Annotated in this window: 24 protein-coding genes and 1 tRNA gene; 12 read left to right on the forward strand and 13 right to left on the reverse strand. The window is 68.9% G+C overall.

What is annotated here, in order from left to right:
* The first annotated feature begins 173 nt into the window (after window positions 1–173).
* The 5 genes from HV783_RS15895 (at window position 174) to HV783_RS15915 (ending at window position 4,218) form a co-directional block, all read left to right on the forward strand.
* Window positions 174–671 (forward strand): GNAT family N-acetyltransferase, encoded by a 498-nt coding sequence (locus HV783_RS15895; RefSeq protein ID WP_175189449.1) that lies wholly within the window; start codon window positions 174–176, stop codon window positions 669–671.
* A 66-nt stretch (window positions 672–737) separates the two neighbouring features.
* Complete coding sequence (gene gltS / locus HV783_RS15900) at window positions 738–1,946, forward strand: sodium/glutamate symporter (protein ID WP_144657033.1); 1,209 nt, start codon at window positions 738–740, stop codon at window positions 1,944–1,946.
* Window positions 1,943–3,445, forward strand: coding sequence for a TAXI family TRAP transporter solute-binding subunit (locus tag HV783_RS15905; RefSeq protein WP_054503501.1), 1,503 nt, complete (start codon window positions 1,943–1,945; stop codon window positions 3,443–3,445). Before gltS ends, HV783_RS15905 begins: the two co-directional genes overlap by 4 nt.
* A 42-nt stretch (window positions 3,446–3,487) precedes the next feature.
* The gene (locus HV783_RS15910) at window positions 3,488–3,751 is read left to right on the forward strand and encodes a hypothetical protein (protein ID WP_175189450.1); all 264 of its coding nucleotides are present in this window, start codon (window positions 3,488–3,490) and stop codon (window positions 3,749–3,751) included.
* A complete protein-coding gene (locus HV783_RS15915; RefSeq protein ID WP_175189451.1) occupies window positions 3,751–4,218 on the forward strand; it encodes a YaiI/YqxD family protein in 468 nt (155 codons plus the stop codon). Before HV783_RS15910 ends, HV783_RS15915 begins: the two co-directional genes overlap by 1 nt.
* Window positions 4,219–4,246: 28 nt before the next feature.
* On the opposite strand, the gene HV783_RS15920 is transcribed toward HV783_RS15915, so the two are convergent.
* From HV783_RS15920 to HV783_RS15950, 7 genes are all read right to left on the reverse strand, one after another.
* Entirely contained in the window at window positions 4,247–4,414 is a 168-nt protein-coding gene (locus tag HV783_RS15920; RefSeq protein ID WP_006388695.1) for a hypothetical protein, read from the reverse strand.
* 399 nt (window positions 4,415–4,813) lie between these two features.
* Window positions 4,814–4,888: transfer RNA gene (locus HV783_RS15925), tRNA-Val, on the reverse strand.
* 61 nt (window positions 4,889–4,949) lie between these two features.
* Window positions 4,950–5,672 (reverse strand): DNA polymerase III subunit epsilon, encoded by a 723-nt coding sequence (gene dnaQ / locus HV783_RS15930; RefSeq protein ID WP_175189452.1) that lies wholly within the window; start codon window positions 5,670–5,672, stop codon window positions 4,950–4,952.
* Window positions 5,673–5,676: 4 nt separating this feature from the next.
* Window positions 5,677–8,793 (reverse strand): efflux RND transporter permease subunit, encoded by a 3,117-nt coding sequence (locus HV783_RS15935; RefSeq protein WP_064526177.1) that lies wholly within the window; start codon window positions 8,791–8,793, stop codon window positions 5,677–5,679.
* A gap of 30 nt (window positions 8,794–8,823) precedes the next feature.
* Entirely contained in the window at window positions 8,824–9,912 is a 1,089-nt protein-coding gene (locus HV783_RS15940) for an efflux RND transporter periplasmic adaptor subunit (RefSeq protein WP_144657025.1), read from the reverse strand.
* A gap of 251 nt (window positions 9,913–10,163) precedes the next feature.
* Window positions 10,164–10,625, reverse strand: a complete 462-nt coding sequence (gene rnhA / locus HV783_RS15945) for a ribonuclease HI (RefSeq protein WP_049071280.1) — start codon at window positions 10,623–10,625, stop codon at window positions 10,164–10,166.
* A 49-nt stretch (window positions 10,626–10,674) separates the two neighbouring features.
* Window positions 10,675–11,454: a class I SAM-dependent methyltransferase gene (locus tag HV783_RS15950; protein WP_054503495.1), complete on the reverse strand. Its 780-nt coding sequence runs from the start codon at window positions 11,452–11,454 to the stop codon at window positions 10,675–10,677.
* Between the two features lie 21 nt (window positions 11,455–11,475).
* Here HV783_RS15950 and gloB point away from each other — a divergent pair, with 21 nt between their 5' ends.
* The 3 genes from gloB to fabI all read left to right on the forward strand — a co-directional run bounded on the left by gloB (window position 11,476) and on the right by fabI (window position 14,632).
* The gene (gene gloB / locus HV783_RS15955; RefSeq protein WP_054503494.1) at window positions 11,476–12,297 is read left to right on the forward strand and encodes a hydroxyacylglutathione hydrolase; all 822 of its coding nucleotides are present in this window, start codon (window positions 11,476–11,478) and stop codon (window positions 12,295–12,297) included.
* 7 nt (window positions 12,298–12,304) lie between these two features.
* The gene (locus HV783_RS15960; protein WP_175143912.1) at window positions 12,305–13,723 is read left to right on the forward strand and encodes a transglycosylase SLT domain-containing protein; all 1,419 of its coding nucleotides are present in this window, start codon (window positions 12,305–12,307) and stop codon (window positions 13,721–13,723) included.
* A gap of 123 nt (window positions 13,724–13,846) precedes the next feature.
* Window positions 13,847–14,632: an enoyl-ACP reductase FabI gene (gene fabI / locus HV783_RS15965; protein WP_006388687.1), complete on the forward strand. Its 786-nt coding sequence runs from the start codon at window positions 13,847–13,849 to the stop codon at window positions 14,630–14,632.
* Window positions 14,633–14,709: 77 nt separating this feature from the next.
* Here fabI and HV783_RS15970 read toward each other — a convergent pair whose 3' ends face one another.
* Entirely contained in the window at window positions 14,710–15,108 is a 399-nt protein-coding gene (locus HV783_RS15970) for an OsmC family protein (protein ID WP_049071273.1), read from the reverse strand.
* 179 nt (window positions 15,109–15,287) lie between these two features.
* Here HV783_RS15970 and HV783_RS15975 point away from each other — a divergent pair, with 179 nt between their 5' ends.
* Entirely contained in the window at window positions 15,288–15,965 is a 678-nt protein-coding gene (locus HV783_RS15975) for a tellurite resistance TerB family protein (protein WP_144657018.1), read from the forward strand.
* 84 nt (window positions 15,966–16,049) lie between these two features.
* Here HV783_RS15975 and HV783_RS15980 read toward each other — a convergent pair whose 3' ends face one another.
* The 3 genes from HV783_RS15980 to HV783_RS15990 form a co-directional block, all read right to left on the reverse strand.
* Window positions 16,050–17,036: a tripartite tricarboxylate transporter substrate binding protein gene (locus HV783_RS15980; protein WP_054503491.1), complete on the reverse strand. Its 987-nt coding sequence runs from the start codon at window positions 17,034–17,036 to the stop codon at window positions 16,050–16,052.
* Window positions 17,037–17,064: 28 nt separating this feature from the next.
* Window positions 17,065–17,943: a carboxylating nicotinate-nucleotide diphosphorylase gene (gene nadC / locus HV783_RS15985; protein WP_175168058.1), complete on the reverse strand. Its 879-nt coding sequence runs from the start codon at window positions 17,941–17,943 to the stop codon at window positions 17,065–17,067.
* 84 nt (window positions 17,944–18,027) lie between these two features.
* The gene (locus HV783_RS15990; protein WP_116791527.1) at window positions 18,028–18,963 is read right to left on the reverse strand and encodes an NUDIX hydrolase; all 936 of its coding nucleotides are present in this window, start codon (window positions 18,961–18,963) and stop codon (window positions 18,028–18,030) included.
* Between the two features lie 199 nt (window positions 18,964–19,162).
* Between HV783_RS15990 and HV783_RS15995 the strand changes: the two genes are divergently transcribed.
* Window positions 19,163–19,399: a hypothetical protein gene (locus HV783_RS15995; RefSeq protein ID WP_054503488.1), complete on the forward strand. Its 237-nt coding sequence runs from the start codon at window positions 19,163–19,165 to the stop codon at window positions 19,397–19,399.
* Window positions 19,400–19,430: 31 nt separating this feature from the next.
* On the opposite strand, the gene HV783_RS16000 is transcribed toward HV783_RS15995, so the two are convergent.
* A complete protein-coding gene (locus HV783_RS16000; RefSeq protein WP_054503487.1) occupies window positions 19,431–19,766 on the reverse strand; it encodes an STAS domain-containing protein in 336 nt (111 codons plus the stop codon).
* Between the two features lie 198 nt (window positions 19,767–19,964).
* Between HV783_RS16000 and HV783_RS16005 the strand changes: the two genes are divergently transcribed.
* Both HV783_RS16005 and alr read left to right on the forward strand, forming a co-directional pair.
* The gene (locus HV783_RS16005; RefSeq protein ID WP_054503486.1) at window positions 19,965–20,396 is read left to right on the forward strand and encodes an ATP-binding protein; all 432 of its coding nucleotides are present in this window, start codon (window positions 19,965–19,967) and stop codon (window positions 20,394–20,396) included.
* A 133-nt stretch (window positions 20,397–20,529) separates the two neighbouring features.
* Entirely contained in the window at window positions 20,530–21,696 is a 1,167-nt protein-coding gene (gene alr, locus HV783_RS16010) for an alanine racemase (RefSeq protein ID WP_054503549.1), read from the forward strand.
* Between the two features lie 60 nt (window positions 21,697–21,756).
* Here alr and HV783_RS16015 read toward each other — a convergent pair.
* On the reverse strand, window positions 21,757–23,831 hold a 2,075-nt coding region (locus HV783_RS16015), incomplete at its 5' end, for an MFS transporter (protein WP_175189453.1).

The raw sequence follows: 23,831 nt of genomic DNA on the forward strand, positions 1-23,831 counted from the left end.
ATAAGACTGGTCGCATTCCGGCGATTCTAGGCAGCGTGGCCGGCAGAGATATAAAGTCGCGTAAATCTCTGTCCCCGATTTGTTAAGAGACGTGAAGCGACGCCTTCCGGGCGTCGGTAAAATGCGGGAAGTTCTTGTTTTCACAGGGTGTTATGCAATATCGAGTCCGCCCCATGCTGGCCGGCGACGTGGACGCCATCCTCGAAGTCCAGGCCGGCGCCTATCCGGGGTTCCTCCTGGAAAGCGCTGATTTCTTCCTGAACCGGCTGGCGCTGGCCCCGGCGCACTGCTGGGTGGCGCAAGCCGCCACGCCGCGGGACGGGCTGCTGGGCTATCTGGTTTCGTATCCGTGGGACGCCGGTCTGCCGCCGACCCTGGATGCGCCGCTGACCACGCTGCCGGAGCCCGCCGACCACTGGTTCCTGCACGACTGCGCCGTGGCGCCCTCGGCGCAGGGCCTGGGCGTGGGCCAGGCCCTGCTGCGCACCGCGGCCGGGCGCGCCACGCAGGCGGGCCTGCGACGCGCCAGCCTGGTGTCGCTGGGCTCGGCCGTGGGTTATTGGCTGCGTCATGGCTATGCGCCGGTCGCCGGCGGCGGCCGCGATCTGGCCGCCAAGCTCGAGGGCTATGGCCCGCAGGCCAGTTACATGGCGCGCGCCTTTCCGTTCTGACCTCCCCCGGGGGGCCACGCGCGCCCGCCTCTCTCGTCCGTTGCCCCGCGAGGCACGAAGGTTTCCATGATTTCACTCTCGCCCGTCCAATCCCTGCTGGCCTGCTGCCTGGTGCTGGCCATCGGCCGCGTCCTGACCACCCGCATCGGCGTGCTGGCGCGCTACAGCATCCCGGACCCAATCGTCGGCGGTCTGCTGTTCGCGATCGGCGCCTACGCGCTATCGACCTGGGGCGGCCACGCCGTGTCCCTGGAAACCAGCATCAAACCGACCCTGTTGCTGCTGTTCTTCGGCTGCATCGGCCTGACGGCGAACCTGAAGCTGCTGGCCAAGGGCGGCCCGCGGCTGATCGCCTTCCTGCTGGCGTTGATCCCCTTCCTGGTGCTGCAGAACGCGGTCGGGCTGGGCATGGCCTGGCTGCTCGACATGCATCCGCTGATGGGGCTGCTGGGCGGCACCATCACACTGGTCGGCGGCCACGGCACGGGCGCGGCCTACGCCACCCGTTTTGCCGACGTCAACAATATCCAGGACGTCATGGCGCTGGCCATGACGGCGGCGACCATCGGCCTGGTGCTGGGCGGCGTGGTCGGCGGCCCCGTGGCGGAATGGCTGATGCGCCGCCACAAGCTGGCCGGCAGCCTGGATCGCCGCGCGACGGCGGGCCACGAGGCGCCCGACCTGACCGGGGCGCAACCGCCATCGACGGCGGCCTCGTTCATCACCTCGATGACCGCCGCCTTCGTCTGCCTGGTGGCGGGCGGCTACCTGGCCACGCTGGTGGAGGGCGCGCCGGTCAGCCTGCCCAATTTCCTCTGGTGCCTGGCGACCGGCGTGCTGATCCGCAACGGCGGCGAGCGGCTGGGCCTGAAGCTGGATGACCGCGCCACCGAGATCATCGGCACCATCACGCTGTCGCTGTTCCTGGCCATGACGATGATGACGCTGGACCTGGGCAGCGTGGCGCGGCTGGCCGGGCCGCTCGCGCTGATCCTGGCGGTGCAGACGCTGTTCTGCGCGCTGTATTCGGCCTGGGTGGTGTTCCGCCTGCTCAGGAGCGACTACGAGGCCGCCATCATGTCGGCCGCGTTCTGCGGCTTTTCGCTGGGCGCCACCGCCACCGCCATCGCCAACATGCAGGCGCTGACGCGGCGCCACGGCCCCGCGCCGCAGGCCTTCATCGTGGTGCCGGTGACGGGCGCGTTCCTGGTGGACATCCTCAACGTGATCGTCCTGACCTCGTTGATCTCCCTGCCGTTCGTGGGAGGGATGTGATCATGCTCAAGCGCTTCTTCCTGCTGGCCCTGTGCCTGCTCCTGGCCGCCTGCGGCCGCGCCCCCGACGTCGATACGCTGCGCGCCGATGTCGAACGCGGCCTGGCCGCCACCTATGGCGCGGACCTGTTCCGCATCGATGAAATCAAGCGCATGGGGTCCGCCGCCGACAGCAATGCGCCGGCCGGCGAGACCCGCCGCGTGGTCTATTACGACCTGCGGCTGGAAGTGACGCGCGACATCGCGCTGGGCGCCTGGGACCAGCCTGGGGCCGCCGCGCTGGTGACGCTGCTGGGCGCGGGCCCGCGCAGTATCAGCGGTGTGAAATCCAGCGGCAACCAGGCCGGCGACCGGATCGTTGCGCATGCCAGCGCCATCTACCGCAAAGCGGGCGAGGCCTGGGAGCTGGTGACGCCCGCCGGCTTCAAGGCCGCCGAAGCGCCCTCGCTCGATACCGGCGCGCCGCCGCCCGTGACGCAGCGGCTGCTCGAAACGCTGGACCAGATCACTCATTCGGTCGCCTACAGCGCCTCCAGCACGGCGCAGCACGTGGTGCAGCAGGAACTGGAGCGCTCCGTCGCCCGCATCAACGGCCGGCTGGCGCGCATGCAGCAAGGCTATCCGCTGGCCGGCGGCCCCGACCGCGGCGAGTACGTCACCTTCGCGCGGGCGCTGGGCGCGGTGGGCCAGGCGCGCCAGATCCGCGTCACGCCGCTGATCACCGGCGGCGGCGCCGAAAACATCGCCCTGCTGCGCAGCGGCGACGCCGTGGTCGGGCTGGCCCAGGCCGACACCGCCAAACTGGCGTACGAGGGCCGCGGCCCGTTCGCCTCGCAAGGTCCGTTCGCCGGCCTGCGCGCGCTGGGCAGCCTCTATCCCGAAATGGTGCATATCGTCGTGCGCGACGACGCCAGCCTGCGCGGCGTGCGCGACCTGAAAGGCAGGAAGATCGCGCTCGGCGCGGAGGGTTCGGCGGTGCGGGCCACGCTGGAGGCGGTGCTGGCGGCGCATGGCCTGCAGGCCGGACGCGACTACGAGGCGATTCCCACGCCTTTCACCGCCTCGCTGCCGGCGCTCAATGCCGGCGCGATCGATGCCGCGGCGCAGGTGATCGGCATTCCCGCCACGCCCCTGCGCGACGCGTTGACCCAGGCGCACCTGAAACTGCTGCCGCTCGATCCGGCCGCGGTCAAGGCGCTGGCCGCGCAGGACAACGGGCTGATGCCGCTGGAGATCCCGGCGGGCACCTATCCGAACCAGCCCGACCCGGTCGCCACCATCGGCACCGCGGCGCTGCTGCTGACCACCTCGGCGCTGACCCGCGACGAAGCCCTGCAGGTGGTACGGGCGGTCTACCAGACCGGGCAGGACCTGCTGGCGGCCGGCTCGGCCCAGGGCGCCCAGGTAAACATCGCCAACGCCCGGCGCGGCCTGACCGTGCCGCTGCACGACGGCGCGGAAGAAGGCCTGGCCGCGCTGGAGAATGCCAAACCCCGCTGACGGCGCTTGCGCTTATGATGGCGCTCCCAATCAGGAATATCCATGAACAAATTCGATCTGCAAAAGAACCAGGCGCTGAAACTGGCCGGCCAACTCAAGCAAGCCGGCACGCCCGACCGTTTCGGCGCCGCCTCGCAGGCGCCCGACCGCCGTGAACAGCGCAAGCTCGACCAGGCCGCCGGCCTGGTGCCGTTTCCGCTGAAGCTGTCGCAGGCCCAGGCGGACCAGTTGCGCGCGGCGGCCGCCGAACGCGGCCTGAGCACCAACGACATCATCGCCGAGGCCTTGCAGAAGGCCCTGGGCTGATGCATATCTGGGTCGACGCCGACGCCTGCCCCGGGGTCATCAAGGACATCCTGTTCCGCGCCGCGCAGCGCTGGCAGGTGCCCCTGACCCTGGTGGCGAACCAGGCGCTGCATACGCCGCCCTCCCCGCTGATACGCGCGGTGCAGGTGCCGCGCGGCTTCGACGTGGCCGATGCCTACATCGCCGAACGCGCGGCGGCCGGCGACCTGGTGATCACGGGCGACATCCCGCTGGCGGCGCAGGTACTTGAAAAAGGCGCCATGGCGCTGAACCCGCGCGGCGAACGCTATTCGCTGGAGACCATCCGCGAACGGCTGGCCCTGCGGGACATGATGGAGGAATTGCGCGCGAGCGGCGTGGACACGGGCGGACCGTCTTCGTTCAGCCAGGCGGACCGCAAGGCCTTCGCCAACCAGCTCGACACGCTGCTGGCGCGCGCGGCGCGGCTGGCCGCGCCCAAGGCCTGAACCGCGCAGGACCACGCGCCCGGCGGCGTCAATAGAACGTGATGTACGCCTTGTAGATGATGGTGCCGATGGCCGTGATGAGGCCGATGCCCATCAACCCCATGCCGATGTTGCGGTCGCGCAATCCAAACCCGAGCAGCATGAGCGCCACGCCCGTGACGATGATGATCAACATGGTGTTGGTGCTGGGGTGCATGAAGGTCTCCCGGTAAACGACGCGTTTCGCGTCTCAGCCTGCGTTTGCCTTTGCTCTTGCTTTTGCATCCACATCCGGTTGCCGCGGCCCGACCACGCGCTTTGGGCTCGCGCTTTAGGCTCGCGCTTTAGGCCGAGCTTTGGGCCGAAATTTAGGCCGAAATTTAGGCCGAAATTTGCGACTTCAGATTTCATCATAGACAACCCGGGGCACGATGGCGCGCAAATCGGGCGGTCGCGCTTGCGGCATATCAAGGCGGCGCGCAAAACAAAAAAGCCAACCGGCTAAGGTTGGCTTCATTGTCGTTCGGGTTTGCGACTTTGCTTGAGCAAAGCGCTTGCACCGGTCTCGAGTCGCGTCTGCCGGCTTTCAAGCCTGGCGATGCGCTTCGAGGGTCTTTGGTGGGTAGTACTGGGTTCGAACCAGTGACCCCTGCCGTGTGAAGGCAGTGCTCTACCACTGAGCTAACCACCCCGAAAGAGGCGAAATATTAGCACGCTTTTTTGAAAGTGTGCAAGTCGCCGGGAAAAAACTTTCAGGCGGCCGCCACCGGCGCCTCGAGCTTGCGCCAGACGCACTCGCCGCCAACCGACTTGTCCAGCGCCGCCAGGTAGGTTTCGTGCTCGGCCAGTTCGGCCTCGCTGGCCTTGACCACCGGCAGGCCGGAGGCGTCGAACCTGGCCAGCACCACGCCACCGCCCGCGCCCGTGTCGTTGTCGTCGACGTCGATCAGCAGCGCGTCCTGGCCGCGGGTCATGGCCAGCCAGACTTCCGCCAGCAACTGCGAGTCGAGCAAGGCGCCGTGCAGCGTCCGGTGCGCATTGGAGATGCCGAAGCGGTCGCACAGCGCGTCCAGCGAGTTGCGCTTGCCCGGGAACAGCGAGCGCGCATGCAGCAGCGAGTCGGTGACCGTTTCGCAGTACTCGGTGATCGGGCCGCGGCCGGTCTTGGCCAGCTCGGCGTTGAAGAACTTCACGTCGAACGCGGCGTTGTGCGCGATCAGCTCGGCGCCCTGGATGAACCTGACGAACTCGTCGGCGACGTCGCCGAAGCGCGGCTTGTCGGACAGGAATTCGGTGGTCAGGCCGTGCACCGCCAGCGCCTCGGGGTCGCTGTCGCGGTCCGGGTTCAGGTAGATGTGCAGGTTGTTGCCGGTGGCCATCCGGTTGACCAGTTCGACGCAGCCGATTTCGACGATGCGGTGTCCCTGGGCGGGATCCAGCCCGGTGGTTTCAGTGTCAAAGATGATCTGGCGCATAAAGCTATTCCGACGCTTGGGCCGCGGGCGCCGACGGCGCCTGGCCATCCGCCGGGCCGGCCGGGGGATGCGTTGCGCTGCCGGCCGGGCCGGGTTTCCTGCGTGCGGTGGCGATCAGGGTGTAGGCCACCGGCACGACGAACAAGGTCAATAGTGTACCCAGCATCAGGCCGCCCACCAGGACCCAGCCGATCTGCTGGCGCGATTCGGCGCCCGCGCCCGAGGACAGCGCCAGCGGCACGGTGCCCAGCACCATGGCGCCGGTGGTCATCAGGATCGGCCGCAGGCGCAGCACGCTGGCCTCGGTCACGGCCTCGAACAGCGCCTTGCCCTCGTCGCGCAACTGGTTGGTGAATTCGACGATCAGGATGCCGTGCTTGGTGATCAGGCCCACCAGCGTGATCAGGCCGATCTGGCTGTAGATCGACAGCGTGCCGCCGGTCAGCCACAGCGCCAGCAGCGCGCCGGTCATGGACAGCGGCACCGACAGCATGATGATGAACGGGTTGCGCCAGCTCTCGAACTGCGCCGCCAGCACCAGGTAGATGAAGGCCAGCGCCATGGCGAACACCAGGTAGATGCTGCCCGACGAATCGCGGAACTCGCGCGACTGGCCGTCCAGGTCGGTCACGACCGTGTTGGGCAGCACTTCGCGCGCCACCTGGTGCATGTGGGCCAGCACCTCGCCCAGCGCGTAGCCGGGGGCCACGGCGGCGTCGATCTTGACCGCGCGCAGGCGGTTGAAGTGGTTCAGCGACTGCGGCGACACGCCTTCGTGCACGGCCACCAGGTTGTCCAGTTGCACCATGCTGCCGTCGCGCGCCCGCACGTGGATGCCGGAAATATCCGTGGGCGTGGCGCGGTCGCGCGGCGTGACCTGCACGATCACGTCGTATTGCTCGCCCTGGTCCTTGTAGCGGGTCACCTGGCGCCCGCCCAGCATCGATTCGAGGGTGCGGCCCACGGTGTCGACGTTGGCGCCGACGTCGGCCATCTTGTCGCGGTCCACCCGCACCCGCAGCTCGGGCGTGTTCAGGCGCAGATCGGTGTCCAGGTTGAGCAGGCCGGGATACTTGCGCAGCTCCGCCAGGAACACTTCGGTCAGGCGCGACAGCTCCGCGTACGAGGCCTGGCTCATGATGATGAACTCGACCGGCTTGGAACGCGCCGACTGGCCCAGCGACGGCGGATTGGTCGGGAACGCGCGCACGCCCGGCAGCGACGAGAACAGCGGCTGCAGCTCCTGGGTGATGGCCTGCTGGCGGCGGCCGCGCTCTTCCCAGGGTTTGAGGCGCAGGATGGCGGTGCCATCCGTGACCGTGGGAAAGCCCACCGTGACCTGGCTGCCGCTGGCCTCGGGAATGGCCGCGTAGAACTGCTCGATGCCGAGCATGCTGTCGAGGGTGTAGTTCAGCGTCGCGCCTTCCGGCGCGCTGACGATGCCGAACACCACGCCGCGGTCCTCGACCGGGGCCAGCTCGCTCTTGACCACCTTGAACAGCACGCCGCTGCCAGCCGCGACCGCCAGGCCGATCGCCACCACCACCCAGCGATGGCGCAGCGACAGCGCCAGCGCCCGCCGGTAGCCGTTGCTCATGGCGTTGAGCCAGCCTTCGATCAGGTTGTACCAACGGCTGTGGCTGCTCTGGTGGCGCAGCAGCACCGAGCACATCATGGGCGTCAGCGTCAGCGCCACGAAGCCGGACACCAGCACCGCGCCGGCCAGCGCCAGCGCGAACTCGATGAACAGCCGCCCGGTGCGGCCGGTGGCGAACGCCAGCGGCGCGTACACCGTCACCAGCGTCATGGTCATGGCCACCACGGCGAAGCCGATCTCGCGCGAGCCGCGCAGCGCCGCTTCCTTGCGCGGCATGCCGTCCTCGATGTGGCGGTAGATGTTCTCCAGCACCACGATGGCGTCGTCCACCACCAGGCCGATGGCCAGCACCATGGCCAGCAGCGTCAGCGTGTTGATCGAGAAGCCGAACAGGTACATCAGCGCGCAGGCGCCCACCAGCGACACCGGGATGGTGACGATGGGAATGATGCTGGCGCGCAGGTTGCGCAGGAAGAAGAAGATCACCAGCACCACCAGGACGATGGCTTCGCCAATGGTGTGGAACACCGAGTCGATGGAGCGCTCGATGAACACCGACGAGTCGTAGGCGATGGTCAGCTTCATGCCCGCGGGCAGGTTCTCGTTCAGGCGCGCCACTTCCTCGCGCGCGGCCTTGGACAGCTCCAGCGGGTTGGCGGTGGACTGGCGCGTCACGCCGATGTTGATGGCCGGCTTGCCATTGAAGCGCGACAGGATGCGGTCGTTGGCCGCGCCGATCTCGACCTTGGAGACGTCGCGCAGCCGCACCGGATAGCCCTTGACGTTGGCGACGATGACATTCTCGAACTGCGCCGGCGTCTGCAGGTCGGTGGACGACACCACCGAGAACTCGCGCGCCCGCGACTCGATGCGGCCGGCCGGGATCTCCACGTTCTGGCTGCGCAGCGCCGATTCCACGTCCTGCACCGTCAGGCCGTAGGCGGCCAGCTTGTCGCGGTCCACGTAGATGCGCATGGACGGCAGGCGTTCGCCGAACACGCGCACCTCGGCCGCGCCGGGCAGCACCGACAAGCGGGTCTTGATGTAGCGGTTGATGTAGTCGGAAGTCTGGATCGCCGAATACGCGCCGGACTCGACCGCGATGTAGATGATGGGCTGCGAATCGGCCTCGACCTTGCCGATGATGGGCTCGTCGATTTCGTCGGGCAGGAAGCGGCGCGCGCGCGAGACCTTGTCGCGCACCTCGGCCGCCGCCGCGTCCGGATTGCGCGACAGGTTGAACTTGATGTTGATCAGGCTGCGCTCGGAGCGGCTGCGCGAGGTCATCACGTCCACGCCCTCGATGCCCGCCAACTGGTCCTCCAGCGGCTTGGTCACCTGCGACTCGATCACCTCGGGCGAGGCGCCCTTGTAGGTCGTGTCCACCGACACGATGGGCTCGTCGATCTTCGGATATTCGCGCACCGTCAGGCGCGAATACGAGATCAGCCCGATCAGCACGATGACCAGCGATAGCACCGACGCGAACACTGGCCGCTGGATACAGGTTTCCGAGATACGCATGAGGGGCCGCCGTTCGCTGGGAAGATGGCGTCAGGCGCCGTTTTTTACGATCTGCACCGGGCCGCCATCGGTGACGCGCTGCAGGCCCGACACCACCAGCTCGTCGCCGGCCGCCACGCCCGTCAGGATCTCGACCTTGCCCTCGCGGCGCTCGCCGATGGTGACTTCGCGGCGCTCGGCCACGCCGTCCTTGACACGGTACACGTACTGCGTCTCGCCGGACGGCGACAACGCCGCCTCGGGCGCGACCAGCGCCTTGTCCTGGTTGAACAGCAGTTGCACGCGCGCGAACATGCCCGGACGCAGCAGCGAATCGGCGTTGGCCACGGTGGCGCGCAGCAGGATGGAGCGCCCGCCCGCGTCGACCAGCGGACTGACGGCATACACCAGGCCGGGACGTTCCTGGCCGGGCAAGGCGTCCAGCCGCAGCGTGAGCTGCTGGCCCACGCCGACCTTGCTCAGATACATCTCGGGCACACGGAAATCCACCTTGAGCGGGTCGATCGCCTCCAGCGGCGCCAGGTCCTGGCCCTGGTTCACATAGTCGCCGACCGACACGCTGCGCAGGCCGGCGAAACCGGCGAACGGCGCGCTGATGGTCATCTTGTCCAGGCGCGCCTGCGCCAGCGCCACCGCGGCCTCCTGCACCTTGAGCGTGCTGGCCGACTCGTCGCGCGCCTGCTGGCTGACGAAGCCCTTGGCCTGCAGCGCCACGGCGCGGCGATAGTGGCTCTGCGCCAGCGCCAGGTTGGCGCGCGCCTGCGCCAGTTCGGCGCGCGGCACGGAATCGTCCAGGCGGATCAGCGCCTGGCCGCGCTTGACCGGCTGGCCTTCCTTGAACTCGATCGACTGGATGCGGCCGGCCACTTCGGGCCGCAGCATCACGGCCTCATCCGAGCGCAGGCTGCCCACCGCCGACAGGCCGCGGGCGAACGGAATTTCCGTGACGGCGGAGACTTCGACCCGCACTGGAGCCGCCTTGGAGACGGGTTTGGCGGGCGCGGCGGCGCTGGCCGCCGGCGTGGCGGCCGGCGCGAGCCAGCGCGGCACGAATACGCCCAGAGCGGCCCCCGCGGCCACTCCTGCCGCGATGGCGGCCAGCAATGCAGCTTTTTTCATGCGAATGTGGCGGTATCGCGGCGCGTGCCAGGCATCCCCCGCTGGGACGGCGCCGCAGGAACAGGATCAAGGGTTGGCACTTTAGCACCGGATTTACAACCTGGAACAATCCTGAAGCGCGCTGAAAGCACTAAACCGGCCGACCCAGGGTATTTCCCGATGCGGGCGGCCACGCCCGCGCATCCGCATCGGTGAAAACACGGAGTCATTGACGGACACCAGGCGGCACGCCGCGCCGCCCGGCGGGTCGTTCAAGCGCGCCGGACCGACTCGACGCCCTGGTTGGCCAATTGGTCGGCGCGCTCGTTGCCGGGGTCGCCGGCGTGGCCGCGGACCCAGCGCCACGACACGGTGTGACGCCGCACCTGCTCGTCCAGGGACTGCCACAGCTCGGCATTCTTGACCGGCTTCTTGTCGGCCGTCATCCAGCCGCGCCGCTTCCAGTTGGCCAGCCATTCGGTCATGCCTTTCATGACGTACTGGGAGTCGGTGTGGATGGTGACCGTGCACGGACGTTTGAGCGCGCGCAGGCCCTCGATCACGGCCAGCAGTTCCATGCGGTTGTTGGTGGTCTGGGCCTCGCCGCCGTGCATGGTCTTTTCGTGCGCGCCGGCGCGCATCAACACGCCCCAGCCGCCCGGACCGGGATTGCCCTTGCAGGCGCCGTCGGTCCACATTTCCACTTTCTGGTCGTTCGCGTTGTTGTCCTGCATGGTGCTGCTTGTATGTCCTTGTTCTTTCGATATGAATCCGGCCCGCCGCTCAGGAGCGGTCGAAGCCGTCGCCGGCCTGGCGGTTGACCACCACCGACGCGGCGCGGGCGCGCTTGGGCTTGGTTTTCCAGGCGGGGCCGATGATACGCATGCCGGCCACGCGCTTGACGGCCGACACCAGGTAGACCGCGCCCCCCAGGCTCCACCAGCGCGCGCCGGCCGATTCCAGGAAGCCCCAGCGCTGCAGCCATTTCTCGCTGCGGCAGGCCGGCGCGTAGCAGCCGAAATGGCTTTGCTCGACCTCCAGCGACAGCAGCTTGAACCAATCCTTCAGGCGCGGCAGGGAGACCTGCGACGACGGCGGCTGCGGCAGCCAGGGCTCCATGCCGGGCATGCGGGTGCGCGCGCCCCACATGCTCCAGGGATTGAAACCGGAGATCACCACCCGCCCTTCCGGCACCAGCACCCGCTCGACCTCGCGCAGCACGTTGTGCGGCTCGCTGGTGCATTCGAAGGCGTGCGGCAGGATCAGCAGGTCGACGCTCTGCGATTCGAACGGCAGCGCTTCGGGCTGGGCCAGCACCACGCGCGACTGCCAACCGGCGATATTCTCGGGCGCGGGGGTTTCCGTGCCGACATAGCCCTTGAAGGGCATGCGGTTGGCGCGCAGCAGATTCAGGTCGGCCAGGCCGACCTGCCAGGCGTAATATCCGAAGACGTCCGCCACGGCCGCGTCGAACTGCGCGCGCTCCCAGGCCAGGGCGTATTGCCCTGGCGGGGTCTGGAACCATTCGGCCAGTTCTACAATCGGCGGAGTTTCTTCTGCCACGTCTTCATTCCTTCGAATCCCATGCAAGCCTTGACCGCCCCCGCAGGCGGCCGCGAACGCAACGCCGCGGTCTTGCCCCTGCCCGCCTTCACCGACAACTATATCTGGGCCATCGTCCGCGACGGGCAGGCCGCCGTGGTCGACCCCGGCGAAGCCGGCCCGGTGCTGCAATGGCTGGCCCGCGAAGGCCTGAAGCTGCGCGCCATTCTACTCACGCACCACCACGGCGACCATGTGGGCGGCGTGCTTGAATTGTCCCGCATTGGCGATATCACCGTATATGGCCCGGCGCGCGAAAAGCTGCCGCGCTGCGATGTTCCCCTGGCCGAGGGCGACCGTGTGGTGCTGCCGGAACTGGACCTGGACCTGACGGTGCTGGACGTGCCGGGGCATACCGCGGGCCACATCGCGTACACCGGCCGGGCCGCGGGAAAACAGCCTGTGCTGTTCTGTGGAGACACCCTGTTTGCCGGGGGCTGTGGCCGGCTTTTCGAGGGTACCCCCGCGCAAATGTCTGATTCCTTGGAAAAATTTTCTGTTTTACCGCCAGATACACAGGTTTTTTGCGCACACGAGTACACTCTAGCGAACTTGCGCTGGGCCATGGCGGTCGAACCCGCCAACCGCACCCTGCAACAGTGGTATCAGCGGGCCCGGCAATTACGCGCAGAAGGTCTCCCCACGCTTCCGTCGACCATCGGCCAGGAACGCGCGACCAATCCGTTTTTGCGCACGCAGCAAGCTGACGTCGTCCGCGCCGCAGGCAACTGGGCCGGCCACGACCACCCGACGCCGGTAGAGGTTTTTGCCTCCCTTCGTGAATGGAAGAACGATTTCAAGTGACCGCCCGATGAATTTCTCCCGACTCCTTCTGCCGCTTCTGCTGGCAGTCCTCGCCGGTTGCGCAGGAACCAAATCCCACGACAGCAAGAACCTCACCACCAACTCCCAAGGGCGCTACATCGCCCGCGACACGTCCCGCACGGTCGACCTGACCAATCCGCCGGTCGACGCCTGGGACCGCATCCGCCGCGGCTTCGCCATCCCCAACCTGAACACCGACCTCTCGCAGCAGTGGACCGACTATTACGCGTCCCACCCCGAGGCGGTGCAGCGCATGGCCGAGCGCGCCGGCAAATACCTGTATTTCATCGTCGACGAGATCAACCGCCGCGGCCTGCCGACCGAGCTGGCGCTGCTGCCGTTCGTCGAAAGCGCCTACAACCCCACCGCGCTGTCGCGCGCCCAGGCCTCGGGCCTGTGGCAGTTCGTGCCGGCCACCGGCCAGCACTTCAACCTGAAGCAGGACTGGTGGCGCGATGAGCGCCGCGACCCCATCGCCTCGACCAACGCGGCGCTGGACTACCTGGAAAAGCTGTTCGAGATGCAGGGCGACTGGTACCTGGCGCTGGCCTCGTACAACTGGGGCGAAGGCTCGGTGCAGCGCGCCATGGCCAAGAACGAGGCCGCCGGCCAGCCCACGGACTACCTGTCCCTGAACATGCCGGACGAGACCCGCAACTACGTGCCCAAGCTGCAGGCCATCAAGAACATCATCGCCGACCCGCAGCGCTACGCGGTGGCGCTGCCGCCGGTCGGCAACACGCCGTACTTCGTGACGGTGCAGAAGAATAGCGACATCGACCTGGAGATCGCCGCCAAGCTGGCCGAGATGCCGCTGGACGAATTCAAGGCGCTGAACCCGTCGTTCAACCGGCCCGTGATCCGCGGCGACCACGCCCCCACCCTGCTGCTGCCGGCTGACCGCGTCGAGATCTTCAACGCCAACCTGACCAACTACAAGGGCGACCTGAGCGCCTGGAAGGTCTACCACTCGCGCCGCGGCGAATCGTACGCCTCGATCGCCAAGCGTTTCGGCGTGACCGAAGCCAAGCTGCGCGAGACCAACGACATCGGCTCGCGCCAGAAGGTGGCCTCGGGCCAGTCATTGCTGGTGCCGGGCGACCCCGGCGCCGGCGGCGTGCAACTGGCCTCGCTGGCCGCGCCGGTCGGCGCGCTCGATTCTGCCCCGGTCAACACCAGCAAGGCGCCGGCGCCGCGCGGCAAGGCCGCGCCCCCCGCCGCGCGCGGCGCGGCCGCCCGTCCCAACGTGCGCACGCACAAGGTGCGCCAGGGCGATACGCTGTTCTCGCTGGCCAAGCAGTACGGCACCTCGGTGGACGCTCTGCGCGCCCTGAACAACCTCAAGGGCAATGCCCTCAAGATCGGCGCCCAGTTGCGCGTGCCGGGCACCAACGCCCGCGGCTGACTCCCCCGCCGATCCGTCTTTCGCAGCGGCGCCCACCCGGGCGCCGCGCCGTTTTGTCCGCGAGGCCGCCAAACTCCTTAAAATAGGCGGTCTCCAGCAGGAAAAAAATCAAAGGAACCTCACATGGGCTTTCTCGCCGGCAAACGCATCCTGGTCACCGGGGTGCTTTCCAACCGCTCCATCGCCTACGGCATCGCGCGCGCCTGTCACCAGCAGGGCGCCGAACTGGCCTTCACCTACGTCGGTGACCGCTTCAAGGACCGCGTGGCCGAATTCGCCGCCGAATTCGGCAGCGACATCGTGCTGCCCTGCGACGTCGCCGAAGACAGCCAGATCGAAGCCACCTTCACCGAGCTGGCCAAGCGCTGGGACGGTCTGGACGGCCTGGTGCACTCGATCGGTTTCGCCCCGCGCGAAGCCATCGCCGGCAATTTCCTGGACGGCCTGTCGCGCGAAGGCTTCCGCATCGCCCACGACATCTCGGCCTACAGTTTCGCCGCCATGGCCAAGGCCGCGCTGCCGCTGATGGAAGGCCGCAACGGCTCGGTGCTGACGCTGACCTACCTGGGCGCCGAACGCGTGGTGCCCAACTACAACACCATGGGCCTGGCCAAGGCCTCGCTCGAAGCCAGCGTGCGCTACCTGGCCACGGCGCTGGGTCCGCGCGGCATCCGCGCCAACGGCATCTCGGCCGGCCCCATCAAGACGCTGGCCGCCAGCGGCATCAAGGACTTCTCGGCCATCCTGAAGTTCGTCGAGGCCCAGGCGCCGCTGCGCCGCAACGTCACCATCGATGACGTCGGCAACGTCGCCGCATTCATGCTGTCGGACCTGGCCGCCGGCGTCACGGGTGAAATCACCCACGTGGACGCCGGTTTCTCGACGATCGTTCCGGGCATGGAAGAGTAAGACCTGCCTGGCCGGGCGCCGCGCCCGGCCAAGCGGGCCGGCGGCGGCAGCGCCGCCGGCCCAGGACCGCCGGCCCCTCAGGCCGGCCGCACGATCAGCGTCGAGACCTGCACGTCCACCGCCGTCATCAGCTTGTGGATCGGGCATTTCTCGGCCACGGCCAGAAGCTCGTCGATCTGCGCGTCCGACAGTTCGCCATGCAGCGTCAGCTTGGCGGTCAGGCGATAGACGCCCTTGCGCTCCTCGCTGGCGTCGCGCACTACGTCCACCCCCACCGATTCCAGCGGCAGCCCCTTGCGCTGCGCGTAGACCATCAGTGTCATGGCCTTGCAGCCGCCCAGCGCCGTATCGAAGTAGTCGTGTGGATCCGGGCCCGCGCCCTGTGGCTGCGGCATGTCCAGCGGCAGGTCGTGGCCTTCGGCCGTGGCGGTGAATTGCAGGGTCTTGGGCGCGTTCTGGCGCACGTGGATAGTCATGGGCGGAATTCCTCGCGTTGCGGGCGGCGCGCATGGCCGCCCCAACCCCGGTTGTAGCATCCGTCGCCCGGACCACGCCCCGACGCAACATCCATTTCTGACTGTAAGCTGAACTTCTGGACGAGACGGCGGTCGGATAGCCTGTCCGCAAGATCGATTGCATTCACCAGGAAACCCGCATGAGCGCCAGACAACTTCTCGACCAACTGCTGCAATCCGGCCAGGGCCTGCTGGCCGACGCCGACGCCAAGGTGCAGAACGCCACCGGCGGCAAGGGCGGTTCGTTCCTGACCGGCCTGGGCGGCGGCGCCCTCGGCGCGGGCGCGCTCGGCCTGCTGCTGGGCAGCAAAAAGGCCCGCAAGATCGGCGGCAAGGTCGCCATGTATGGCGGGATGGCGGCGCTTGGCGCCCTGGCATACCGCGCCTATGGCGACTGGCAACGCAACCAGGCCGGCGCGCCGGCCGCCCCGCCGCAGACGCTGGACCGGTTGCCGGCCCCCGAGGCCGAACAGCACAGCACCGCGGTGCTCACGGCCATGATCGGCGCGGCCAAGGCCGACGGCCACATCGGCCCGGAGGAACGCGCCCTGCTCGAAACCGAGCTGGCCAAGTTGTCCAGCGACGCGCAGGACCGCCGCTGGCTGGAAACCGAGTTGTCGCGCCCGCTCGATCCCGCCCAGATCGCGCAATCGGCCAGGACGCCGGAGATGGCGGCCGAGATGTACCTGGCCAGCCTGCTGGTGGTGGACGAGGAAAGCTACATGGAGCGCGCCTACCTGGACGAGCTGGCGCGCCAGCTCAAGCTGCAACCGGGGCTGAAGGAACAACTGGAGCAACACGCCCGCGCGGCGGCCTGAGCGCCGCGCGCCGTCTTGCCGGTCAGGTCGGGACGCTGACCATCAAGGCGCGGAAACGGGCGGCCCGGCCGTCCGCCCTGCCCGTCAATCGGCGCGCAGCCCGATCGCCTCGGTCAGCGCCGTATAGCGGTCAATGTCCGCATTGATCATGTCCTGGAACGCGCGCGGCGAACTGGTGGTCGGCGTGAAGCCCTGCTCGCGCAGCGCGGCCTGCACGTCCGGACGCAGCATGATGCGGGCCAGCGTCGTATTCAACTTCGCCACCACCGCCGGCGGCGTGGCCGCCGGCGCCAGCAGGCCATGCCATTGATCAAGCGCGTAGCCCGCCACGCCCTGCTCCGCCACCGTGGGGACCTCGGGCAAGAGCGGCGAGCGCTGCGGCGAGGTGACGGCCAAGGCCCGCAGACGGCCCGCCGCGATCAGCGGCGCGGCGCTGGACGCGGTGACGACCCCCATGCCGACCTGTCCCGAGGCTACGTCGGTCAACGCCGGTCCGCAACCCTTGTAGGGAACATGCTGCAGCGGCGCGCCGGTGGCCCGCGCCAGCATCTCACCGGCCAGGTGCTGCGGCGTGCCATTGCCGCACGAGGCGAACGGCAGCGGCCGCTCCGGCCGCGCGGCGCCGCGGGCATCGTCCAAGGTGTGCAGCGGCGAGTTCGCCGGCACCACGAACACGGATGGCACAAAGGCCACGTTGATCACCGCTGCGAAGTCGCGCTTGGGCGCGAAGCCCAGGTTGCGGTAGACGCCAGGGTTGATCGCGAACGAGCTGTTGACCATCAGCAGCGTGTAGCCGTCGGGCGCCGACTCGGCCACGGCGCGGGCGCCGATGTTGCCGCTGGCGCCGGGCCGGTTCTCGACCACCACCGGCTGGCCGAATTGTTCCTGCAGGCTGGCGCCCAGGCGCCGCGCCAGCAGGTCGGTGCCGCCGCCGGGCGGGAAGGTCACCACGATGGTGATGGGGTGCGTGGGATAGGTCGCGTCCCCGGGCGTGTCGCCCGACGGCGGATTGCCGCAGGCGCCGAGCGCCAGGGCCGACAACAGCAGCGAGGATCGAAGCGCGCGTTTCATGAGGCTTGCCTGTCGTATCGCGCCGGCCTCAGGCGTCCAGCCCGATGTCCAGCACTTTGGCGCTGTGGGTCAGCCAACCCACGGCGATCTGGTCGACGCCGGTGGCCGCCACCGCGGCCGCGGTCTCGGGCGTGATGCGGCCTGAGGCCTCGGTGATGGCGCGGCCGCGCGCCATGGCGACGGCCTGGCGCAATTGGTCCAGGCTCATGTTGTCCAGCAGCACCACGTCCACCCCCAGCGCCAGGGCCGTTTCCAACTGCGCCAGCGTGTCCACTTCCAGCTCGATCTTGACCATGTGGCCGATGCCGGCGCGGGCGCGCGCCACCGCGGCCTCGATGCCGCCGGCCAGGGCGATGTGGTTGTCCTTGATGAGCACGGCGTCGTCGAGCCCGTAGCGATGGTTGCTGCCGCCGCCCACGCGCACCGCGTATTTCTGCACCGCGCGCAGGCCCGGCATGGTCTTGCGGGTGCAAGTGACGCGGGCGCCGTGGCCGGCGATGGCCCGCGCGATCGACGCCGTCGCCGTCGCCACGCCGCTCAGGTGACACAGGAAGTTCAGCGCCACCCGCTCGGCGGTCAACATGGCACGGGCGTTGCCGCGAATCCGCGCGATTTCGGTGCCCGGCGCCAGGTCGGCGCCGTCGCGGTGGGCAACCTCGAACTCGATGGCGGGATCGAGCGCGCGAAAAGCGAGCCGCGCCAGGTCCAGCCCGGCCAGCACGCCTTCCTGGCGCGCCACCAGGCGCGTCTCGGCCACGGCGTCGGCCGGCACGATGGCGTCGGTGGTCAGGTCTCCGGCCCGCCCCAGGTCTTCAAGCAACGCCGCGCGCACCAGCGGCTCGAGCATGACATCCGGCAGGGAGGGAATGGCCAAACGGGCAACGGGCGCTTCAGCAATAATGCTCATTATGAGTATTTTGTGATTAAAAAAAGGCGCGCAAATAATGCGCATGCACTTATGCTAAAGATGAGTATATGGCCTTGTCAAGCGTCACAGCGAGCGTGACAGCGGCAGCTTGCTGCCCGCGATGGCGCGTTCGAGCAGCACGTCGCGGCGGAAGCGGAACAGTTTGGCGGGGCGTCCCGCCGTGCCGGTGGCCATTTCGCCGGTCTCTTCCACCAGCGCCTGCTGCTCGATCAGGCGGCGGAAATTCTGCTTGTGCAGGCCGCGTCCGGCCAGGGCCTCGACCGCCAACTGCAACTGCAGCAGCGTGAACTGCGCCGGCATCAGTTCGAACACCACCGGCCGGTACTTGATCTTGGCGCGCAGCCGCGCGATGCCGGTCGCCAGGATGCGGCGATGGTCATGCCGCATGGGCTCGCCCGGCAGCGGCGCGGCGGCCGCCTCCGAACGGCGGCGCGCCGCTTCCGGCACCAGGCCGGCCTCGAACAGCAATTCGTAGCGCTGCAGCACCATGTCCTCGTTCCAGGCGGCGCCGTCCAGGCCGAAGGTGATGGCGGCGCGCTGGCGGCGGCGCTGGCGCAAGGCGCCATCGCCGGTGTCGTCGCACCAGGCCTGCAGGCGCGGCACGATCAGCTCGTCCACCAGCGCCGGCGTACCGGCGCGGCGGTCTTCCCAGGGGAAATAGCGGTACCAGTCCTGCCAGCCGACCTGCGCCACGCCGGTCTCGCCGGCCTCGCGCGTCAGGCCCAGGTAGCTGACCGACATGACGCGCGCGCCCGATTCGTCGGAACGGTCGCCATCGGCGAAGGTGTAGAGCTGTTCGACGTAACCGAGCGGATGGTGCGTCTGGGTCTCGACCCAGGCCCGCAAGCCCGCCTGCAGCGAGCGGTGCGACAACTCGAAGGGCCCCGCCGGCAGGGCCCGCGCATCGTCGGTGGTCAGCACGCGCGGCTCGCCGTTGGTGACGGCGACCAGGACGGCAACGAGTTCGGCGTGGACGGAGCGTTCGACGGATTCGGTCAAGGTGGCGGATGAAAATGAGGAAAACCGGGCGTGGTGACGCGACGCCGCGAGGCGCTCGGCATTATAAGGTCGGGGCCCTGCAACAGCCCCTTGCAAACGTGACAGCGCAACCCGCCGCAAGGGCCGCGCGCGGCCCTAACATGAAGAGGAATCCCCGGCGCGTCGCCATCCTGGGACGCCCACAACCGGAGCCGTCATCATGCTGAAAACCGTCATCGATTCCTCCGCCGCCAGCAGCAAACCGGACACCGCCCCGGAGCCAAAGCCGTCCGTCGATCCCCGCAAGGGCACCGGCATCCTGCCCATGCCTGACCAGAGCGAGGTCGTCGCGGGCATGCCACGCCGCGGCCGCGCCATCGAGGCGCCCGGCGACCCCGGCATCATCACGCCCGAAGATGACGTGCTGGACACGTCATACGAAAACCACAAGCAATGACCGGCACGCGCCGCGCCGGCGCGCGCCGCGATCAGGCGACCTTGGCCACCGCGTCCTGGCGCGTGTCGACCACCGTCAGGATGGCCAGGAAGCCGCTGATGTCGAACACCTCGCGCACATGCGGCTGCATCGCGCACAGCGCCAGCGCGCCCGAAGCCTGCTTCAGGCGCTTGGCCAGCACCAGCACCACGCGCAGGCCGGCGCTGGAGATGTAGTTCAGGTTGGACATGTCGAGCACGAAACGGCGTTCGCCTTTTTCGACGTGCGACAACAGGTCGGCTTCGATGCCCGCGGCGTTGCCGCTGTTGATCTGGCCTTCGGGCGAGACAACCAACACTTCCCCGACCTTCTCGATTGCGAGATTCATAGTGGTTCCCGGTAAATGACCGACGCCCCGGATCCCGGCGCTTGCGGGCGGCGGCGCGATGCCGAGATGATACGCGAGGCGCCGGCGCAGCCAAACGCAAACGTGGAACGACACGCGCCAGTGGCTCACCCGTTCCGCCAGCGGGCCGCAATCGGGCATACTTCCACCTGCACGTGTACCACTGAACGCAAGGCGACCATGCCCCCTCAGCCCGATACGCTTGACCTCGTTCCCGACGCCCGCGCCGTCGCCTGCGCCATTGAATGGCTCGAGGCCATTGCCGAGCGCGACGCGTGGTCGCCCAAGCTGAGTTTCGGTCTGTCCTTGAGTCTGGACGAAGCGCTGACGAACATCGTTTCCTACGCCTTCGACGATCCCTTGCTCGCCCCCGATCCCGCCCACGTCAGCCTGGCCTGTCGCCAGGACGACGAATGGATCTCGCTGGAGATAATCGACAATGGCCGTCCGTACGATCCCACCAAGACCCCGCCGCCCCCACTGGCCGCGACGCTCGATGACGCCGACATCGGCGGCCACGGCGTGCGGCTGATGCAGCACTATCTGCACGACCTGCGCTACGCCCGCAATGGCAATGAGAACCGCCTGACGCTCGTGATGCGCGCCGCGTGACCCTGCCTGGCGCATTCGATCAAGACGCGCTATCGACAACCAGCAGTGCATAGACAGAAAGTACCGAACGAAACCCGGTCGTCTGTCACTCATGCATAGCCCCGTGCGCCGGTCGCGCGCGGACCTCGCCCAGATGCCGCCCGTGAACGCTCCCTATCGTCCAGAAGGATTGCTTGCCCGGCCCTTGTACGCCCGCGTCGACGCGGGCGCGGTGGCCCACAATCTCGCGCGCCTGCGCGCCACCCTGCCCCGCGCCCCCGCGTCGGGCGCCGCCGCGCCGCGCCTGTGGGCCACCGTCAAGGCCGACGCCTACGGCCACGGCCTGGCGCGCGTGCTGCCCGCGCTGCGCGCCGCCGACGGGCTCGCTGTGCTGCACCTGGACGAAGCGCGCGCCTGCCGCCAACTGGGCTGGGACGGCCCGGTGCTGGTCTACGGCGGCCTCTATTCGCAGGCCGACACGCTGCTGCTCGACACGCCGGGCCTGCATCTGGTCATCACGCATGCCGCGCAACTGGACTGGTTGGCGCAATCGCCCGCCGCCGAGCGGCCGTCGGTCTGGCTGCGCTTTGCCGGCGACATCCATCACACCGGCTTCAGCGCCGACGACTACCGCGCCGCGTTCGAGCAGGCGCGCAACCTGGCCGCGCGTGGCCTGGTCGAGGAGGTCGGCCACCTGAACCACTATGCCCGCGCCGATGAGGCCGATGGCGTGGACAGCGCCGACGCGCGCTTTCGCGAGGTCATCCGCGACTTGCCGGGACCGGTGTCCACCAGCAATTCCGCCGCGATGCTTGGCCATGCGGCGCGCGCCGCGGCCACGCAATGGGTACGGCCAGGCTTGGCGTTGTACGGCGCCAGCCCGTTCGCCCACCGCAGCGCCGCCCAACTGGACCTGAGGCCAGCGATGTCATTGCATTCGCAGGTGGTAGGCATCCAGCGCGTGCCGGCCGGCGCCGGCGTCGGCTACAGCGGCGCATTCCTCGCGCCCACGGCGATGGCCGTGGGCATCGTCACCTGCGGCTACGCCGATGGCTACCCGCGCCACGCGCCCACCGGCACGCCGGTGGTGGTGGCCGGCATCCGCACGCGGCTGCTGGGCCGCGTTTCCATGGACATGATGGCGGTGGATCTGGGCCCCGTGCCGCACGCCGCGATCGGCTCGCCCGTGACGCTGTGGGGCGCGGACGGCCTGCCGGTGGAAGAAGTCGCGATGGCGGCGGGCACCATCGCCGCCCAGTTATTGACGGGCTTGAGCGCGCGCGTGCCGGTGGCGCTGGCCAGCGCCGGCGCGGCGCGCTGAATGGCGCGGCACGAGCGCCACGGTGACGACCTGACGCGAACCGCGGGCCAGCCGCCGCGCTCAGGCGGTCTCTTCACGCGGCCGGGCCGGCGCGAACAACAGGAACAGCAAAGTCGCGATCAGGTAGATCACGCCGGTCGCGGCCAGCCCCGCCCCCATGCCGGCGGCGCCGAACATGGCGCCGACCACCAGCGGCCCGGCCATCTGGCCGAGCTTGTCGGCGGCGCGCATGACGCTGGTGGCGCCCGCCGCGCCGTAGCGCTGCACGTCCGGCAGCGCCAGCATGTAGGGCGATTGCGACGCGCCGGCGAAGCAGCTGGCCAACGCCAGCAGCAGCACCGCCGCGGCCGCGGCCAGCAGGCCGCTGTTGAAGTACAGCCCGAGCATGCCGAGGCTGCCGACCAGGCCGCCCAGCACGATCCAGCTCTTCTTGATGCGGCTGCGGTCCACCACCCGGCCCATCAGCGGCCCGACGTAGATGACGCACAGGCCGTAGATCATCAACACCCGGCCGATGCTGGACGCGGCCACGCCCTCGGCCTCCAGGTACAGCGGCAGCGCGAACGACAGCAGGCCGACCTGCGCGATCGAGAACGGAATCACGCTTCCGACCAGCAGCAGGCCGAAGTCGCGGGTGAACAGCAGCTTCAAGGTATCCGAAAGATGCGCGCGGGCGCGCCCCGCGGCCTGCGCGGCCAGTTGGCGGCCGCGGTCCATGTAGGGGCGCATCAGGATCAGCACGCCGGCCAGCGGCATCACCAGCATCACGGCGCCGACCGCGAACACCGCGCGGAAACCGACCTGTTCCATCAGCATCGCGCCCACCGCCGCGCCGGACAGGTGGCCGGCGAACAGGCCGGCGATCACGCCCGTCATGTTGCGGCCGCGATATTGCGCCGGACTGCGCGTGACGATGAAGCCCTGCAGCCCCATCCAGGTCAGGCCATAGCCCAGGCCCACCAGGCCGCGCGCGGCGCTGAACATCAACAGATTGGTGGAGGCCGCGCACGCCAGCATGCCGGCGGCCGACACGCCCAGGCCGGCCAGCACCGGCACCTGCCAGCCCTTGCGGTCGGTGAGGCGGCCGGCCAGCAGCGAGGTCAGCAGGCCGCAGCCCATTTCCACGGAGATCGGCAGCGCCAGCAGCAGATTGGCCGGCAGGTCGAGCCCGCCCGCGGACAGGCTGCGCGCATACAGGGGCAGGAAACCAAGCGGCAGGGCCCACGCGAACAGGAAGCCGAACATCACCGGTCGGGCGATGCGGCCCACCTCGGAGGCGTCGTCCGGGCCGACGCGGCTGCCATCGGGCAGCGTAGCGCGCGCGGCGAAAGCGCGGTTCATCAGCAGCGCCAGCAGCAACAGCATTTCGATCGCGGCCACCAGCGCCACCGCCACCACGGTGACGGCATCGAGCGCGCGGCTGCGCACGCCCGCCGCGATGACGTCGCTCGACAAGCGCAGCACCAGGTCGCCCTGCGCCTTCGGATCCGCCAGCGCCGCGCCCAGCGGCAACACCAGCGTCAGGTCATCGGCCTGCGGTCGGGCCGCCGGCAGCGCCGACACGTCGAGCGCGCCGTGCGCGTCGGCGCCATACAGCACGCGGCCGTCGCGATCGGCCAGTTCGATCTGCGCCACCGCCGGGAAGGTGCCTGCCAGGCGCGCGAACGGCGCTTCCACGCCGCGCAGCCGGTTCACCTCGAGGCCGTAGCCGAGCACGCGGTTCAGGTCGCGCTGCAGGCCCTCGGCCAGCAGCCCAACGTTGTTGCGCGTGACTTCAAGCCAACCGCTGCGGAACGTGGAAATGGTGTAGGCGGCATACACGCCCTGCGCCAGCACCAGCGCCAGCAGCGGCACCACGAAGCGCGCGCGGCCGCCCGCGGCCAGCGAGGTCAGCGGCACGATGTACTTGAAGACCGCGGCCAGGCCCAGCCCGACCAGCACCGTGACGACCAGCAGCACCTGCAGGTTGTCGATGATGAGCCGGCGGCTGGCCTCGCCGTCCTTGGCTGCCGACAGCACCACGGCGCCGACGCTCTTGCCGCCGGCGCCGGCCAGCGGCACGGCCACCGTCACGCGGTCGTCGTCCACCGCGACCAGCGCGCCCGAGCCGCGACGCGCCAGGCCCGCGGCCAGCG

The sequence above is a fragment of the Achromobacter dolens genome (assembly GCF_902859745.1).
Taxonomy (GTDB): domain Bacteria; phylum Pseudomonadota; class Gammaproteobacteria; order Burkholderiales; family Burkholderiaceae_B; genus Achromobacter; species Achromobacter dolens.